The organism is Pseudomonas sp. 3MA1, from assembly GCF_029237275.1.
In the GTDB taxonomy this organism is placed as follows: domain Bacteria; phylum Pseudomonadota; class Gammaproteobacteria; order Pseudomonadales; family Pseudomonadaceae; genus Aquipseudomonas; species Aquipseudomonas fluorescens_AP.
In genome coordinates, this window is sequence record NZ_JAACFX010000001.1 from 966,505 (window position 1) to 982,171 (window position 15,667).

Below are 15,667 nucleotides of genomic sequence, written 5' to 3' on the forward strand. Positions count from 1 at the left end.
GCGACGAAAGTCGGTAATTGTAACGGCCCCGGGTGGCCACTGTCAGTGGCTGATGCGTCTATTACGCCGGTCAGGGCAAATGTAGTGGCTATGACAACAAAATGTGCTTTTTGAGCGGAAATGTAGTGCCGAATCCGGCTGGTGTTACGGAGGGTTACAGACAGGCTGGTGTGCCGTCCAAAAAATTGACGCTGCTGGAGGCCGCGGTTTTACTGGGCTCCAGCACAGTGGTGTTTTTTTGCAAGGGCTTTTTGTTACGTTCCGCACGACAGGCGCGCATTGCTACGACAGGAGCGGGGCGGCATAATGTAGCCCCTTTTTTCTGCCCCTACATGTGGAAGGTTCCCGTGACTCAGAAGCCCGACCAGTGTCTTGGTGAATGGATCGACCGTGAAGCACTCGCAGAAGCGATGATTCCGCTTATCGGTCAGCTCTACCGCAATAACAATGTGGTGAGCTCGATCTATGGCCGCAGCCTGATCAACCAGTCTGTCATCGCGATTCTCAAGGCTCATCGCTTTGCTCGCCATCGCTCCTCCGACGACAGCGAACTCTCCGTCCACGAAACATTCCCACTGCTCAAGGCCATGAGCGAGCTCAAGCTCGGCGCGGCTTCGGTAGACCTGGGCAAGTTGGCGTTCAAATTCCGCAACGAAGGCAACGGCCGCAGCGCCGAGCAGTTCGTGCGTGAAGAAATGGCTGACGTGGTTGGCCAGCAAAACGCTTCGGCCCGCAAAGGCACTGACGTTGTGCTGTACGGCTTCGGTCGTATCGGCCGTCTGCTGGCGCGCATCCTGATCGAGAAAACCGGTGGCGGCGACGGCCTGCGCCTGCGAGCCATTGTGGTGCGCAAGGGCGCCGAAAACGACCTGACCAAGCGCGCCAGCCTGCTGCGTCGCGACTCGGTGCACGGTTCGTTCAACGGCACTATCACCATCGACGAAGAAAACAACACCATCACCGCCAACGGCAACCTGATCCAGGTGATCTACGCGAAGAACCCGACCGAGGTGGACTACACCCAGTACGGGATCAAGAACGCGCTGCTGGTGGACAACACCGGTGTATGGCGTGACGCCGACGGCCTGGGCCAGCACCTGGCCTGCCCGGGTATCGACCGCGTGGTGCTGACCGCGCCTGGCAAGGGCAAGCTGAAGAACATCGTTCACGGTATCAACCACAACGAAATCACCGCTGAAGACAAGATCGTGTCCGCCGCGTCCTGCACCACCAACGCCATCGTGCCGGTGCTCAAGGCTGTGAATGACAAGTTCGGCATCATCAACGGTCACGTTGAAACCGTTCACTCGTACACCAACGACCAGAACCTGATCGACAACTTCCACAAGGGCGATCGCCGTGGCCGTAGCGCCGCGTTGAACATGGTCATCACCGAAACCGGTGCTGCCACTGCTGCTGCCAAGGCCCTGCCTGAGCTGGCCGGCAAGCTGACCGGCAACGCGATCCGCGTTCCGACGCCAAACGTGTCGATGGCCATTCTCAACCTGAACCTTGAGAAAGCCGCCACCCGTGAAGAGATGAACGAGTACCTGCGCTACATGGCGCTGCACTCCGATCTGCACAAGCAGATCGACTTCGTCAACTCGCAGGAAGTGGTGTCCACCGACTTCGTCGGCTCGCGTCACGCCGGTGTGGTCGACGCTGAGGCGACCATCGTCCAGGACAACCGCGTTGTTCTGTACGTCTGGTACGACAACGAGTTCGGCTACAGCTGCCAGGTGGTGCGCGTGATGGAAGACATGGCCGGGGTCAACCCGCCAGCGTTCCCACGCTAAGCGACTGCTGAAATGAAAACGCCCCGACTCGTCGGGGCGTTTTTGTTTGTGGCTTGCGCCGGCCAGCTAAGCTGGCGCAAGCCGTAGTAGCTGGCTTGCCAGCGAAGCTTTGGTCTCAGGCGCCGCGCGCTGTTGCCGCTTGCGCGGTACGCAGTTCATGGCGATTGCCGCGGAACAGCACCAGGGTGGCGATCAGCCCCAGCACCGCCGCGCCACTGAGCCAGATACCCGGGGCCGCCTGGTTGCCCAGGACGTGGATCAGGTAGGTACAGGCCGCCGGGGTGAAGCCACCGAAGGTGGCGGTCGCCAGGCTGTACGCCAGGGAGAAGCCCGTGGTGCGTACTTCCACCGGCATGATTTCGGTCAGGGCCACCACCATGGCGCCGTTATACGAGCCATAGAGGAAGGACAGCCACAATTCGACGATCAGCAGGTGACTGAAGCTGGGGTTGGCCACCAGCCAGGACAGCGCTGGGTAGGCGGTGAAGATCGCCAGGAGGGTGGCGCCCAGCAGCAGCGGCTTGCGGCCGATCTTGTCCGACAGCGAACCCATCACCGGCAGCCAGAAGAAGTTCGACAGGCCGATGCACACGGTCACCAGCAGGGCGTCGAAGTCCGACAGGTGCAGTTCGGCCTTGCCGAAGGTCGGGGTGTAGGCGGTGATCAGGTAGAAGGACACGGTGGTCATGACCACCAGCGCCATGCCAGCGATGACGATGCCGAAGTTCTGACCGATGGAGCGGACGATTTCCTGCAGCGAAGGGCGATGCTTGCGGGCCTGGAATTCCGGGGTTTCCTCCAGGGAGCGGCGGATGATGAAGATCGCCGGAACAATCATGCAGCCCACCAGGAACGGCACGCGCCAGCCCCAGTCGCCCATTTGCTCGGGGCTCAGCCAGTGGTTCAGGCCCACGCCCAGCAAGCCGGCGAACACCACCGCGGCCTGTTGGCTGGCCGACTGCCAGCTGACGAAAAAGCCCTTGCGGCCCGGCGTGGAGATTTCGGCCAGGTACACCGACACGCCACCCAGCTCGACGCCGGCGGAGAAGCCTTGCAGCAGCCGGCCCAGCAGCACCAGCAAGGGCGCGGCAACACCGAGGGTGGCGTAGCCTGGTACGCAGGCGATCAGCACCGTGCCCGCGGCCATCAGTGCCAGGGTGATGATCAGCCCCTGGCGACGACCGTGGCGGTCAATGTAGGCGCCGAGGAAGATCGCCCCCAGGGGGCGCATCAGGAAGCCGGCACCGAAGGTCGCCAGGGACAGCATCAGCGAGGCGAAGGCACTGTCGGCAGGGAAGAAGGTCTTGGCGATTGCCGTGGCGTAGAAGCCGTAGACCATGAAGTCGAACATCTCGAGGAAGTTGCCGCTGACAACGCGAAAGATCGCCTTGCCTTTGCCCGTGGTCGTGGACATTTTTTTCACTCACTTTGGCTGTCTTGTTAGCAATCCCTGGTCGTTATGCGTCCCTTACTGCAAAGCCGGGGTTTTGAGGCTGCACGCTGAACAGTTTTGTAACGATATGTGTATGAGCGCTATCAGGCAACTAAATCTCTTGGTTGGGCTGCGTGGGCTCTGGAAAGGGGCTCCGGCCGTGAGTGAGACAAGGTTCCGGGTGCGTGGGCCGGTGCCGTCTGTCACATAATGGCGTTTTGCATAGCGAAGTGGCCTTGCGGGGCACTTGATTGGGAGAGCGGACTGTGTGGGCAAGTCATTTCTGGCCGGGTCCCGTGTTATGGGCGGCGGCACTGCTGCTGGCGGGTTGTGGCGGCGAGCGCATGGAAAGTATTTCCGGGCCGACCATGGGCAGTACCTATTCGGTGCAGTACGTGCGGCACGCTGATGGCCCGGCGGCGTCTCGGGTCAAGAGCGAAGTCGAGGGGATTCTTGCCGAGGTCGATCGGCAGATGTCCACCTATCGCGCTGACTCGGATATCGAGCGCTTCAACGAATTGCCGGCCAATAGCTGTCAGCCGATGCCTGAACCGGTACTGCAGTTGGTGCGTGTGGGGGAGCAGTTGGCTGCTGACAGTGAGGGCGCCTTTGATCTGACGGTGGAGCCGCTGCTCAATCTCTGGGGCTTTGGTCCCCAGGGGCGCGAAGAGAAGGTGCCAAGCGCGGCAGCGCTGGCGCAGGTGCGGCAGCGGGTCGGGCATGGGCACCTGCGTATCGAGGCCGGGCAGCTGTGCAAGGACGCGGCGGTGGAGGTGGATTTCAACAGCATTGCCGCCGGTTATGCGGTGGATCGTATCGCTGCCCGGCTCGGGCAGTTGGGTGTCGACAGTTTCCTGGCCGAGGCCACCGGCGAACTCAAGGCGGTGGGGCGCAAGGCGGACGGCTCACCTTGGCGCATCGCCCTGGAAGAGCCTCGGGATGACCAGCAAGTGGCCCAGCGAGTGATAGCGCTGGATGGCTATGGCGTATCCACGTCCGGCGACTACCGTAACTACTTCGAGCAGGATGGGCGGCGCTACTCCCATACCTTCGATGCACGGACCGGCAGGCCCATAAGCCACAAGCTGGCGTCGGTGACGGTGATTCATCCTTCGGCGCTCATGGCCGATGGCCTGTCGACGTTGTTGCTGATTCTCGGCCCCGAGGCCGGCTGGGAGTACGCGGAAAAACACCGGATCGCCGCATTTTTTGTGATGCGTGCCGATACAGGCTTCGTCACACGCAGCAACCCGGCCTTCGATGCGTTGTCGGCGGGGGTAAAACAATAAACCGGCGCGCTGTCACGAACGCTGTAGTGCAGGCAAAAGTAGCCTACGACGCGACCAAGGGTTAATGTGCGCGGCGTTGACGCTTCTATAGACTGTGCCCGGGTTCGTAACCGAGCCAAATTGATCCTTCATGCCGCTGGCCGCGGCATGATTTAGCCGGAGATGCCAGAAGGGCATCTCGGCCTGTTCTGAGGAGTACGCATGGCTGTCTACAACTACGACGTAGTGGTGCTGGGCTCAGGCCCCGCTGGAGAAGGTGCGGCGATGAACGCCGCGAAAGCAGGACGCAAAGTGGCGATGGTCGATAGCCGTCGCCAGGTCGGCGGCAACTGCACCCACCTGGGTACCATTCCGTCCAAGGCCCTGCGTCACTCGGTCCGGCAGATCATGCAGTTCAACACCAACCCGATGTTCCGGGCCATTGGCGAGCCGCGCTGGTTCTCGTTCCCGGACGTGCTCAAGAGCGCCGAGAAGGTCATTTCCAAGCAGGTGGCTTCGCGCACCGGCTACTACGCCCGCAACCGGGTCGACGTGTTCTTCGGCACTGGCAGCTTCGCCGACGAGCAGACCGTGGAAGTGGTCTGCGCCAACGGCGTGGTGGAAAAGCTGGTAGCCAAGCACATCATCATCGCCACTGGTTCGCGCCCGTATCGCCCGGCGGACATCGATTTCAGCCACCCGCGTATCTACGATAGCGACACCATCCTCAGCCTCGGCCACACCCCGCGCAAACTCATCGTTTACGGCGCCGGGGTCATCGGTTGCGAATACGCCTCGATCTTCAGTGGTCTTGGGGTGCTGGTGGAGCTGGTGGACAACCGTGGCCAGTTGCTGAGCTTCCTGGACTCGGAAATCTCCCAGGCCCTGAGCTACCACTTCAGCAACAACAACATCACCGTGCGCCACAACGAGGAATACGACCGCGTTGAGGGTGTCGACAACGGGGTGATCCTGCACCTGAAATCCGGCAAGAAGATCAAGGCCGACGCCTTGCTCTGGTGCAACGGCCGCACCGGCAACACCGACAAGCTGGGCATGGAGAACATCGGGGTCAAGGTCAACAGCCGCGGCCAGATCGAAGTCGACGAGAACTACCGCACCTGCGTGCCGAACATCTACGGCGCCGGTGACGTGATCGGTTGGCCAAGCCTGGCCAGTGCCGCCCATGACCAGGGTCGCTCCGCTGCCGGCAGCATCGTCGACAACGGTAGCTGGCGCTTCGTCAACGATGTACCGACCGGGATCTACACCATTCCCGAGATCAGTTCGATCGGCAAGAACGAGCAGGAGCTGACCCAGGCCAAGGTGCCTTATGAAGTGGGCAAGGCGTTCTTCAAGGGCATGGCCCGCGCGCAGATCGCCGGTGAGCCGCAAGGCATGTTGAAGATCCTGTTCCACCGCGAAACCCTGGAAGTTCTCGGCGTGCACTGCTTCGGCTACCAGGCTTCGGAAATCGTGCACATTGGTCAGGCGATCATGAGCCAGCCGGGCGAGCACAACACCCTGAAGTACTTCGTCAACACCACCTTCAACTACCCGACCATGGCCGAAGCCTATCGGGTAGCGGCATACGATGGCCTCAACCGGCTTTTTTGAGCGGCTCCGGCCGGTGGCCTGAGCCGGCCGGGGAGACCGATTTCAGTAATTCTCGAGAGTGGCGCTGGCCAAACCGGGAAAGTCTGTAATCAGGCTATCTACGCCGAAGTCGGCGAGCCTGCGCATCAGCGCGGGCTCGTTGACCGTCCACACCGACACATGCAAACCCTGACGCTGTGCACGCTGCAGACGCTCCGGGGTGCACAGGGTCCAGTTCAGCGCAAGAATCTCGCAGCCGTAGCTCTGGGCGACCTTCAACGGGTCGAGCCAGGCGTATTCGGCGACCAGTCCGCGAGACAGGTCCGGGGTCAGCTCGACTGCCGCTTTCAGCACTTCCCGCGAGCTTGAGGTCACGGTGACCTTGTCCAGCAGGCCGAAGCGCTGGGCCATTTCCCGGATTGCCAGCACCGTGGTGGCGGCGCGGGTGCGTGAGGCGCTCTTGACTTCCAGCTGCCAGTGCTCGAAGTCGCATTTCTCGAACAGTTCTTCCAGGCGCGGAATAGGGCAGGGGCTGACCCAGCCCGGGCCACCCTTGCGTGCGTCGTAGGTCACCAGTTCGGCGGCGGAATGCTCCACCACCTTGCCGCGCCGATCGGTGGTGCGCTTGAGGGTCGGGTCGTGAATCACCATCAACTCGCCGTCCATGGACAGGTGCAGGTCGAGCTCGCAACGGCGCACGCCGTGCTTGAGACATTCCTGAAAGCTGGTCAGGGTGTTTTCCGGTGCTTCGCCTTTAGCGCCGCGATGGCCATAGATCAGGGTCACAATTGCTCCTTCACGGATGTTGTTGCACAAGAAGTGGGGTGGCGTATTGCTCAGCCGGCGGCGGGGTCGCTCTGCTCCCGGGCCAGGCGGCGTTGTTGCGCCTGTTTCTGCAGGATGTAGCGTGCCAGCAACTGGCGCTGGGCGTCGGTCAATGCTTCGAACTCGGTGCCGATTTCGAAGGTGCCGAAGCTTTGTGGCTCGCAGTGAATGACCTTGGCCCGCAGCAGCAGACCCAGGGCCTGGGGCATCAGCAGCAGTTTCACCGCCAGATGGCTGCCCTTGGCGTAGCTCAGGTGATGGTTGAACTCGATGCCGCCTTCGGAAAGGATCACCCGCTGCGGTTCGCCGAACTTGCCGAATACGGTCTGCGCCACCACTTGGCTGAGCAGATCAATGCGCTTGTTCATGGCCTTGAGGTAACTGGCCAGGGTGCGATCCCGTTCGCTGACCTGGCGCAGCAGGTGCTGGGATTCGAATTCGCTCAGGTGCAGTTCGCTGAGCAGATTGAACAGCGGAGACTCATCCTGCAACACTTCCTTGCTCGCCGCGTCGTGGGCGGACAAGGGGCTAATTTCCAGTGCGATCGCGTCCTCGATACGGTAGTATTCGCGGCGATCTTCTTCATCTAATGTCGACATGGCGAACCCAAGGTAGAGGCAGTGGTCTGAGTGTAAAGCTGCTTACCAGGCCCCGCCACAAGGACGTCTTCTTTTCCTCTGCACAAGCCCCGACATGTTCAGACCTCTGTTTGCTTTTATCGGCACGCGTTATACCCGTGCAAAGCGTCGCAATCATTTTGTGTCATTCATTTCCCTGACCTCGATGATCGGACTCGCCCTCGGCGTGATCGTGATGATCGTGGTGCTGTCGGTGATGAATGGCTTCGATCATGAGATGCGCACCCGCGTGCTGGGCATGGTGCCCCACGCCACCATCGAATCCGGCGAGCCCATCAGCGACTGGCAAAGCCTGGCCGACAAGGTCAAGCAGAATCCGAAAGTCCTGGCGGTGGCACCGTTCACCCAGATGCAGGGCCTGCTGACCAACAACGGCCAGGTGCAGAAGGTGCTGCTCAATGCCATCGATCCTGCGCAGGAGCGGCAGGTGTCGATCATCGACCACTTCATGCAGCAGGGGCAGTTGGACGCGCTGGCGCCCGGCAGTTTCGGCATCGTCATCGGCGACAAGGCGGCTGCCAAGCTGGGCGTTGGCCTTGGCGACAAGCTGACCTTCGTCGCGCCGGAAGTCACGGTGACCCCGGCCGGCATGTTCCCGCGCATGAAGCGCTTTACCGTGGTGGGCATCTTCCATGTCGGCGCCGGCGAGATCGACGGCTACCTGGGCCTGACCAACCTGGAAGACCTGGGCCGCCTGCACCGCTGGAAGCCGGATCAGGTCCAGGGCCTGCGGCTGAAGTTCGACGACCTGTTCCAGGCCCCGCGCACCGCTTGGGAAATTGCCCAGCAGTTGGGCGAGAACCATTTCTATGCCCGCGACTGGACCCGTACCCACGGCAACCTGTACCAGGCCATCCGCATGGAAAAAGCCATGATCGGCCTGCTGTTGCTGCTGATCGTCGCGGTGGCTGCGTTCAACATCATCTCGACCCTGGTGATGGTGGTTAACGACAAGAAGGGCGACATCGCCATCCTCCGTACCCTGGGTGCCACACCGGGCACCATCATGGCGATCTTCATGGTCCAGGGCACGGTGATCGGCGTGGTCGGCACCCTGATCGGCGCGGTGCTGGGGATGCTCGCAGCCTTGAATGTCAGTGCCGCGATCTCCGCCCTCGAAGGCCTGATCGGCCATAAATTCCTGAATGCCGACGTGTATTTCATCGACTACCTGCCGTCGCAACTGATGGCCGAGGACGTGTTGATGGTCTGCGGCGCGGCATTGGTCCTGAGTTTCCTCGCCACCCTGTATCCAGCCTGGCGTGCGGCGCGCACCCAGCCTGCGGAGGCGCTACGTTATGAGTGAGTTGGGCATGAGTGAAAAAGCAATCCTGAGCTGCCGTGACCTGGGCAAGTCCTACGAGGAAGGCCCGGAATCGGTGGTGGTTCTGTCCGGCCTGCAGCTGGAGCTGCACCCGGGGGAACGAGTGGCCATCGTCGGTACTTCCGGCTCTGGCAAAAGTACCTTGCTCAACTTGCTCGGCGGCCTGGATACGCCGTCCAAGGGCAGCGTCTGGCTGGCCGGCGAGGAACTCTCGGCGCTGGGCGAGAAGGCCCGTGGCCAGTTGCGCAACCGCGCCCTGGGCTTTGTCTACCAGTTCCACCACCTGCTGCCGGAGTTCACCGCGCTGGAGAACGTCTGCATGCCGCTGCTGATCGGCCGTACCCCGATCCCGGAAGCTCGTCAGCGTGCTACCGCGCTGCTGGAGCGGGTCGGCCTTGGCCATCGCCTGGAGCACAAGCCGGCCGAGCTGTCCGGCGGCGAACGCCAGCGGGTGGCGATTGCCCGGGCCCTGGTAAACAAGCCGGGGTTGGTGATGCTCGACGAGCCTACCGGCAACCTCGACTCGCACACCGCCCAGGGCATTCAGGACTTGATGCTGGAGCTCAGCACGTCGATGCGCACCGCCTTCCTGGTGGTGACCCACGACATGAACCTGGCCCGGCAGATGGACCGCGTACTGCACCTGCAAGAAGGTCACCTGGTCGCCATCTGATGCGGCCGCACGCGGCGTTGGCGGCTGGTCCGCCGACGCCGGGTCATTAATTTTTCCAGGGTGCCTTGCCCATGTTCAGACCCTTATCGATCTTTATCGGCACGCGCTACACCCGCGCCAAGCGGCGCAATCGCTTTGTCTCGTTCATCTCCATGACCTCGATGATCGGCCTCGCCCTGGGCGTGCTGGCGATGATCGTGGTGCTGTCGGTGATGAACGGCTTCCAGCGGGAAATGAGCTCGCGGATCCTCGGCATGGTGCCCCACGCCACCATCGTCGGGGTCAAGCCCATCGACGACTGGCAGCCGGTGGCCGCTGCGGCCCTGAAGAACCCGGAAGTCACCGCGGCGGTGCCCTTCACCGAGATGGAAGGCATGCTGTCCTACAAGGGTGCGATGCAGCCGATCCAGATCAGCGGCATCGACCCGGCCCAGGAAGGCAAGGTGTCCATCGTTACCCAGCACATTGTCCAGGGCAGCCTTCAGGACCTGAAACCGGGTGAGTTTGGTGTGGTGATCGGCGAGATCACCGCCCGACGCTTTCGCTTGAATGTCGGCGACAAACTGACCCTGATCGTGCCCGAGGTGAGCACCGCGCTCGGAGGCATTACCCCGCGTATGCAGCGTCTGAATGTGGTTGGCGTGTTCAAGGTCGGTGCTGAACTGGACGGTTCCATGGGCCTGATCCACGTGGCCGATGCCGCCGAGATGCAGCACTGGCAGCCAAACCAGGTACAGAGCGTGCGCCTGGCGGTCAAGGACCTGTATGCCGCGCCACAGGTTTCGGCGGACATCGCCAAGGGCCTGGGGACGGACTTCCGCGCCGACGACTGGACCCACACCCAGGGTAGCCTGTTCAGCGCAATGAAGATGGAAAAGACCATGATCGGCCTGCTGTTGCTGATGATCGTCGCGGTGGCGGCGTTCAACATCATCGCCACCCTGATCATGGTGGTGAACGACAAGGGCGCGGACATCGCGATCCTGCGTACCATCGGCGCCACACCGCGGCAGGTGATGGCGATCTTCATGGTCCAGGGCACGGTGATCGGGATTGTCGGCACCCTGATCGGCGGGGTGCTGGGGGTTGTTGCGGCGTTGAACGTCAGCGAACTGGTGGGCTGGCTGGAGCGGATCAGCGGCCAGCAGATCTTCAGCTCCGACGTGTATTTCGTCAGCAACCTGCCTTCCGAGTTGCAGGGCGGCGATGTTGCCTTGATCTGCGGTGCCGGTTTCGTTCTGAGCTTCCTGGCCACTGTGTATCCGGCCTGGCGCGCGTCCAAGGTCGAGCCGGCCCACGCCTTGCGCTACTCCTGATATTCGCTGTCGCCGGCAAGCCGGCTCCTGCCTGGTTAGTGCAGGAGCCGGCTTGCCGGCGAACAGATCCTCAATCTCCTTTCGGCAACTCGATCACAAAGCGGGTCCAGCCCGCCGCCGATTCGCAACGGATCTGCCCGCCATGGGCGCGAATGATCGACTGAGTGATTGCCAGCCCCAACCCCGCATGTTCGCTGCTGCCTTCGCGCCGCGCCGGGTCGGCCCGGTAGAAACGATCGAACAGTCGTGGCAGCGCCTCTTGGGCGATGCCTTCGCCACTGTTCTCGATGCTCAGGCTCACGCGTTGCGCGCTGTCGTTGATCCGCACCTTGATCGAGCCTCCGGCAGGGGTGAAACGCAAGGCGTTGTCCAGCAGGTTGGACAGCGCGCGACGGAGCATGCTGCGGTCCCCGGCAAAGCCGGCATGGCCTTCGCGGATCAGTTCAATCTGCGCGTCTTCGGCCAGCGGCGCATAGAACTCCAGCAGCATGTCGGCCTCCTGGGCCAGCTCCAGCGCTTCGCGCCTGGGGCTGAGCAGGCCATGGTCGGCCTTGGCCAGGTACAGCATGTCGTTGACCAGTTGTGCCATCCACTGCAGTTCTTCGAGGTTGCTGTGCAGGGCTTCGCGGTAGTCCTCCAGCGGTCGCGGGCGGGTCAGGGTGACCTGGGTGTGGGTCAGCAGGTTCGACAGTGGCGTGCGCAGTTCGTGGGCGATGTCGGCGGAAAACGCCGAGAGGCGTTGGAACGACTCTTCAAGGCGTCCCAGCATGGCGTTGAAGCTGCTGGCCAGTTCTGCCAGCTCGGCGGGCATGTGCTCCTGGGGCAGGCGCTGGGTCAGGGAGCTGGCGGAGACACCGGCAGCCACCGCACTCATGCGACGCAACGGGCGCAAGCCGCTGCGGGCGGTCCAGGCGCCGAGCAGAGCGGTAGCCAGGGCGGACAGGCCCACGGTCAGCCAGATCAGATGCTGCATGCGTTGCAGAAAGTGCTGATGGTGGGTGATGTCCAGCAGCAGGGTCAGCTGCGGTGAGTCGCTGCGGCCGGGGCTGAGCGCTACCTCGTAGATTCGGTAGGCGGTGTCGCCCTGAATCAGGCTGTGCAGGCCCGGGGTGTTGGTCGGGGCGACGGGCAGGCTGGGAGCGCTGTCGAACCAGAGTTGGCCGTCGGCACCGTGGATCCGTAGTGCCAGGTCCGGCTGCCGGCTCAGTTCGTTGTGCAGTCGGGCCTGCAGCCGGGGGAAATCCCCGGCCTGCCGGGCATCCTGCAGCACACTGCGCAGGGCGATCAGCTTGCTGTCCAGCAATTGCTGGTCCAGTTCGATGAAGTGGGCCTCGCTGGCCCGGCTGAACAGCACCCCGGCCACCAGCGAAACCGCGGCGGTGCACGCGGCGAACAGCAGCGCCAGGCGCCCGCTCAAGGACAGGCGGCGCATCAGGCCTGGCGCTCTTCGAGCACGTAGCCCATGCCGCGCACGGTATGGATCAGCTTGTTCGGGTAATCGTCATCGATCTTCAGGCGCAGGCGGCGGATCGCCACTTCGATGACGTTGGTGTCGCTGTCGAAATTCATGTCCCAGACCTGGGAGGCGATCAGCGATTTGGGCAGCACTTCGCCCTGGCGCCGCAGCAGCATCTCCAGCAGGGCGAACTCCTTGGCGGTGAGGTCGATGCGTTGGCCGCTGCGCTCCACCCGGCGGCGGATCAGGTCCAGGCGCAGGTCCGCCAGTTGCAGGCTGGTTTCCTGGGCTACCGCGCTGCCCCGGCGCAGCAGGCTGCGCACCCGAGCCAGCAACTCGGAGAAGGCGAAGGGCTTGACCAGGTAGTCGTCGGCGCCCAGTTCCAGGCCGTGGACCCGATCCTCCACGGCATCCCGGGCAGTGAGGAACAATACCGGCATCTCCAGGCCGGCGCTGCGCACCGCCTGGAGGATTTGCCAGCCATCGCGGCCGGGGAGCATCACGTCGAGAATCAGCAGGGCGTATTCGCCGCTCAGGGCCAGTTGCTGACCGGTGTTGCCGTCGGCCACCAGTTCGACATTGAAGCCGGCTTCGCTCAGGCCTTGGCGCAGGTAGTGGCCGGTTTTGGCTTGGTCTTCGACGATCAGCAGTTTCATGGTGGGACTCGTGGCGGGCCTGACCCGGGCTTTATACCTTGCAGGAGGCCGGGGCGGTTCAAACTGACAAAGTTGTAATCTGTTTGTCAGCTGGCTGGCAGCGGCAGGGTTCTAGAGTGTGCCACAGGCTGAATCCCGATCTTGTTGGAGTCTGATGATGAGTATGCAGAAGCTGTTGTGGCCAGGCCGATCGATCCTGGTCGGTTGCCTGATGCTATTGAGCGCGCCGCTGTGGGCTTCGCCGACAGCGTCCTACGACTTTGGCCAGCCGGCACCGGCAGCCAAGGCCAGTCGCAGTGTCGAGGTGGTGATGGGTGACATGTCCTTCAATCCCAAGGCCCTGGAGATCAAGGCCGGGGAAACCGTGCGTTTTGTACTGATCAACAAGGGGCAACTGCTGCATGAGTTCAACCTGGGCAATGCGGCCATGCATGCCGAGCACCAGCAGGAAATGCTCAAGATGCAACAGAGCGGGATGCTCACGCCCACCGGCATGCAGGCCATGGATCATGGGGCGATGGCAGGCATGGACCATGGCATGCGGCATGACGATCCCAACAGCGTACTGGTGGAGCCGGGCAAGCAGGCCGAACTGACCTGGACCTTCAGCAAGAGCGGCAGCCTGGAGTTTGCCTGCAACATTCCCGGGCATTACCAGGCCGGGATGGTGGGCAAGCTGACGGTCACTCCCTGAGTTCGGGGGCTCAAAGGCGGGAGCAAAGGCTGGTAGAATCCGCTGATTCTTCAGTCAGGTTTCCGCCATGCATCCCGCAGCCGAACATTCGCCGCTGGGCAAGTCCAGTGAATACGTCTCTACATACACCCCATCCCTGCTGTTCCCGATTCCTCGGGCGGCGAAATGGGCCGAGCTGGGCTTGAGCGCCGATACCCTGCCTTATAAAGGTGTGGATTTCTGGAATTGCTTCGAGTTGTCCTGGTTGCTGCCGTCGGGCAAGCCGGTGGTGGCCATTGCTGAGTTCAGCATTCCTGCGGATTCGCCGAACATCATCGAGTCCAAGTCTTTCAAGCTCTATCTCAACTCATTGAACCAGACGCCATTCGCTGACCGCGCGACGCTTGAGTCCACCTTGCGCGCTGATCTTTCGGCCGCTGCCGGTAAGCCGGTGGGGGTGCGTATCCGCAGCTTGCAGGAAGTAGAGGCCGAGGGTGTGGTGGCGCTTCCCGGCGTGTGCATCGACGAATTGGACATCAATGTCGACAGTTACGAGCACCCGCGTCCGGAACTGCTGCGCTGCGATGCTTCGCGCGTGGTGGAGGAAAGCGTGCACAGCCATCTGCTCAAGTCCAACTGTCCGGTAACCAGCCAGCCGGACTGGGGCAGCGTGGTGGTGGAGTACCGGGGGGCGGCGCTGGATCACGCCAGCTTGCTGGCGTATCTGGTGAGCTTCCGTCAGCACTCGGATTTCCATGAGCAGTGCGTGGAGCGGATCTTCCTTGATCTGCAGCGCTTGCTCAAACCCGAGAAACTGACCGTCTACGCTCGCTATGTGCGTCGTGGCGGGCTGGATATCAATCCGTACCGCAGTACCGAAACCGTGGAGTTCGCCAATCAGCGATTGGTTCGCCAGTAAGCAGAAGCCCCGCAAATGATGCGGGGCTTTGTTTTTATGAGGCGCTGTTGTCGGACGCCATCAGATACCGATGTTGCCCAGGGTCTGGACGATGTTGCGCAGGGTTCCGGCAATGGCCGGGTGTTCCAGTTCGAAGCGTTCCACCGCCAGATTGACGCCGTCAGCGAGGCTGGCGTCATGGGTGCTGGTTTCCAGCTTGAGTTGCAGCTCGATCTGCTGCATCAGGTCATGCAGGTTGGCGCGCTCGGCTTCCGAAAGCGGTGGGTTCTGCTCCAATTGCTCGCGCAGGGTATCGAGTTGTTCTTGCAGTTCGCGGGCAGGCATGGCGTTCTCCCTTCATTGATAGGCACAGGGATGGACCGCGCGATTGAAGCAAAGATCCATGCCCACGGCTTAGAGTAATCCACTACCAGGCACTGTGCATGATCCTGATCAACAGGCTTATGTCAGGGCTTTTCACCCTTGAGTCGACGTTGTTCGATGTCGGCCAGACAGGTCCGCAATTCTCCCAGGTGGTCTATGACCGAGTGCACTCCCAGGCCGAACAGTTGCAATGTGGCCTTGCCCCGTTTGAGCTCGCGCTCCTGTTGGCTCAGCGCCTGCCACTCGCTGGGTGTCATGCCGCACAGCGAACCACAGGAGGCCAGGCCTATGGTCCAGAGGCCGGCGTTGAGCCCCGACTGCAGAAGCTGTGGTTCGCCGCTGACCAGCACGCAGCCATCGAGGCGCGACACTTTGAGCGACATCAATGCCTGCCAGCAGGCGTCGGGCGCGGGCCATTGAGCGGGGACGGCAGGGGTGGGCTTGATCCATTCCGGCAGTGCTGCGGCTAGCTGGCGGGCGCTGGCGGCTGGTAGTTGCTCCAGCCATGCGCAAGGAATGCCTTGCTGTTGCAGGTGCTGCAGGGTTGCCAACGCGCCCGGTGTGGCTTGAGCCTGTTCCGGGCCGGGGCTTGTGGAGCTGTGCAGGCGCGTACGCGCCCCAAAATCCACCAGGCAGCCACTGAGGCCAAAGAGTACGGCGGTCAAGGGCGCGGCAATCTGGGTTGAGGCGTCGGCTTGGGGCATATCAACGTCCTTGAAATACCCATCGAGG

Annotated in this window: 15 protein-coding genes; 8 read left to right on the plus strand and 7 right to left on the minus strand. The window is 62.3% G+C overall.

What is annotated here, in order from left to right; translation table 11 throughout:
* The first annotated feature begins 332 nt into the window (after positions 1-332).
* On the plus strand, positions 333-1,796 hold the full coding sequence (locus tag GWQ44_RS04560; protein WP_016967095.1) for a glyceraldehyde-3-phosphate dehydrogenase: 1,464 nt from the start codon (positions 333-335) through the stop codon (positions 1,794-1,796).
* A 115-nt stretch (positions 1,797-1,911) separates the two neighbouring features.
* Here GWQ44_RS04560 and GWQ44_RS04565 read toward each other — a convergent pair whose 3' ends face one another.
* Entirely contained in the window at positions 1,912-3,210 is a 1,299-nt protein-coding gene (locus GWQ44_RS04565) for an MFS transporter (protein ID WP_047303000.1), read from the minus strand.
* A 362-nt stretch (positions 3,211-3,572) separates the two neighbouring features.
* Between GWQ44_RS04565 and GWQ44_RS04570 the strand changes: the two genes are divergently transcribed.
* Together GWQ44_RS04570 and sthA are read left to right on the plus strand one after the other, a co-directional pair.
* Positions 3,573-4,517 carry an FAD:protein FMN transferase gene (locus GWQ44_RS04570; RefSeq protein WP_103739346.1) on the plus strand — a complete coding sequence of 315 codons (945 nt, stop codon included), beginning with the start codon at positions 3,573-3,575 and terminating at the stop codon, positions 4,515-4,517.
* 201 nt (positions 4,518-4,718) lie between these two features.
* Complete coding sequence (gene sthA, locus GWQ44_RS04575; protein WP_016967736.1) at positions 4,719-6,113, plus strand: Si-specific NAD(P)(+) transhydrogenase; 1,395 nt, start codon at positions 4,719-4,721, stop codon at positions 6,111-6,113.
* Between the two features lie 42 nt (positions 6,114-6,155).
* Here the strand turns inward: sthA and GWQ44_RS04580 are convergent, their stop codons facing one another.
* Together GWQ44_RS04580 and GWQ44_RS04585 are read right to left on the minus strand one after the other, a co-directional pair.
* Complete coding sequence (locus tag GWQ44_RS04580; protein WP_016967735.1) at positions 6,156-6,878, minus strand: glycerophosphodiester phosphodiesterase family protein; 723 nt, start codon at positions 6,876-6,878, stop codon at positions 6,156-6,158.
* Positions 6,879-6,928: 50 nt separating this feature from the next.
* On the minus strand, positions 6,929-7,516 hold the full coding sequence (locus tag GWQ44_RS04585; protein ID WP_016967734.1) for a PilZ domain-containing protein: 588 nt from the start codon (positions 7,514-7,516) through the stop codon (positions 6,929-6,931).
* Between the two features lie 94 nt (positions 7,517-7,610).
* Here GWQ44_RS04585 and GWQ44_RS04590 point away from each other — a divergent pair, with 94 nt between their 5' ends.
* From GWQ44_RS04590 to GWQ44_RS04600, 3 genes are all read left to right on the plus strand, one after another.
* Positions 7,611-8,861 carry a lipoprotein-releasing ABC transporter permease subunit gene (locus GWQ44_RS04590; RefSeq protein WP_016967733.1) on the plus strand — a complete coding sequence of 417 codons (1,251 nt, stop codon included), beginning with the start codon at positions 7,611-7,613 and terminating at the stop codon, positions 8,859-8,861.
* Between the two features lie 7 nt (positions 8,862-8,868).
* Complete coding sequence (gene lolD / locus GWQ44_RS04595) at positions 8,869-9,552, plus strand: lipoprotein-releasing ABC transporter ATP-binding protein LolD (RefSeq protein ID WP_015634822.1); 684 nt, start codon at positions 8,869-8,871, stop codon at positions 9,550-9,552.
* A gap of 71 nt (positions 9,553-9,623) precedes the next feature.
* Positions 9,624-10,868, plus strand: coding sequence for a lipoprotein-releasing ABC transporter permease subunit (locus GWQ44_RS04600; RefSeq protein WP_275926717.1), 1,245 nt, complete (start codon positions 9,624-9,626; stop codon positions 10,866-10,868).
* A gap of 70 nt (positions 10,869-10,938) precedes the next feature.
* On the opposite strand, the gene GWQ44_RS04605 is transcribed toward GWQ44_RS04600, so the two are convergent.
* Entirely contained in the window at positions 10,939-12,300 is a 1,362-nt protein-coding gene (locus GWQ44_RS04605; protein WP_275926718.1) for a heavy metal sensor histidine kinase, read from the minus strand.
* A complete protein-coding gene (locus tag GWQ44_RS04610) occupies positions 12,300-12,980 on the minus strand; it encodes a heavy metal response regulator transcription factor (RefSeq protein WP_253163430.1) in 681 nt (226 codons plus the stop codon). The genes GWQ44_RS04605 and GWQ44_RS04610 overlap by 1 nt, the downstream gene beginning before the upstream one ends.
* A gap of 157 nt (positions 12,981-13,137) precedes the next feature.
* On the opposite strand from GWQ44_RS04610, the gene GWQ44_RS04615 reads away from it, so the two are divergent.
* Both GWQ44_RS04615 and queF read left to right on the plus strand, forming a co-directional pair.
* Positions 13,138-13,674, plus strand: coding sequence for a cupredoxin family protein (locus tag GWQ44_RS04615; protein ID WP_275926719.1), 537 nt, complete (start codon positions 13,138-13,140; stop codon positions 13,672-13,674).
* 67 nt (positions 13,675-13,741) lie between these two features.
* Complete coding sequence (gene queF / locus GWQ44_RS04620) at positions 13,742-14,572, plus strand: NADPH-dependent 7-cyano-7-deazaguanine reductase QueF (protein ID WP_016968041.1); 831 nt, start codon at positions 13,742-13,744, stop codon at positions 14,570-14,572.
* Positions 14,573-14,632: 60 nt separating this feature from the next.
* Here queF and GWQ44_RS04625 read toward each other — a convergent pair whose 3' ends face one another.
* Complete coding sequence (locus GWQ44_RS04625; protein WP_016968042.1) at positions 14,633-14,896, minus strand: DUF4404 family protein; 264 nt, start codon at positions 14,894-14,896, stop codon at positions 14,633-14,635.
* A 122-nt stretch (positions 14,897-15,018) separates the two neighbouring features.
* On the minus strand, positions 15,019-15,639 hold the full coding sequence (locus GWQ44_RS04630; RefSeq protein ID WP_016968044.1) for a hypothetical protein: 621 nt from the start codon (positions 15,637-15,639) through the stop codon (positions 15,019-15,021).
* Between the last annotated feature and the right edge of the window lie 28 nt (positions 15,640-15,667).

Coding starts and splice junctions, on each gene's coding strand:
- sthA (WP_016967736.1), top strand. CDS start 4,719: ATGGCTGTCTACAACTACGACGTAGTGGTGCTGGGCTCAGGCCCCGCT.
- GWQ44_RS04570 (WP_103739346.1), top strand. CDS start 3,573: ATGGAAAGTATTTCCGGGCCGACCATGGGCAGTACCTATTCGGTGCAG.
- queF (WP_016968041.1), top strand. CDS start 13,742: ATGCATCCCGCAGCCGAACATTCGCCGCTGGGCAAGTCCAGTGAATAC.
- GWQ44_RS04610 (WP_253163430.1), bottom strand. CDS start 12,980: ATGAAACTGCTGATCGTCGAAGACCAAGCCAAAACCGGCCACTACCTG.
- GWQ44_RS04600 (WP_275926717.1), top strand. CDS start 9,624: ATGTTCAGACCCTTATCGATCTTTATCGGCACGCGCTACACCCGCGCC.
- GWQ44_RS04590 (WP_016967733.1), top strand. CDS start 7,611: ATGTTCAGACCTCTGTTTGCTTTTATCGGCACGCGTTATACCCGTGCA.
- GWQ44_RS04615 (WP_275926719.1), top strand. CDS start 13,138: ATGAGTATGCAGAAGCTGTTGTGGCCAGGCCGATCGATCCTGGTCGGT.
- lolD (WP_015634822.1), top strand. CDS start 8,869: ATGAGTGAAAAAGCAATCCTGAGCTGCCGTGACCTGGGCAAGTCCTAC.
- GWQ44_RS04565 (WP_047303000.1), bottom strand. CDS start 3,210: ATGTCCACGACCACGGGCAAAGGCAAGGCGATCTTTCGCGTTGTCAGC.
- GWQ44_RS04625 (WP_016968042.1), bottom strand. CDS start 14,896: ATGCCTGCCCGCGAACTGCAAGAACAACTCGATACCCTGCGCGAGCAA.
- GWQ44_RS04605 (WP_275926718.1), bottom strand. CDS start 12,300: ATGCGCCGCCTGTCCTTGAGCGGGCGCCTGGCGCTGCTGTTCGCCGCG.
- GWQ44_RS04560 (WP_016967095.1), top strand. CDS start 333: ATGTGGAAGGTTCCCGTGACTCAGAAGCCCGACCAGTGTCTTGGTGAA.
- GWQ44_RS04585 (WP_016967734.1), bottom strand. CDS start 7,516: ATGTCGACATTAGATGAAGAAGATCGCCGCGAATACTACCGTATCGAG.
- GWQ44_RS04630 (WP_016968044.1), bottom strand. CDS start 15,639: ATGCCCCAAGCCGACGCCTCAACCCAGATTGCCGCGCCCTTGACCGCC.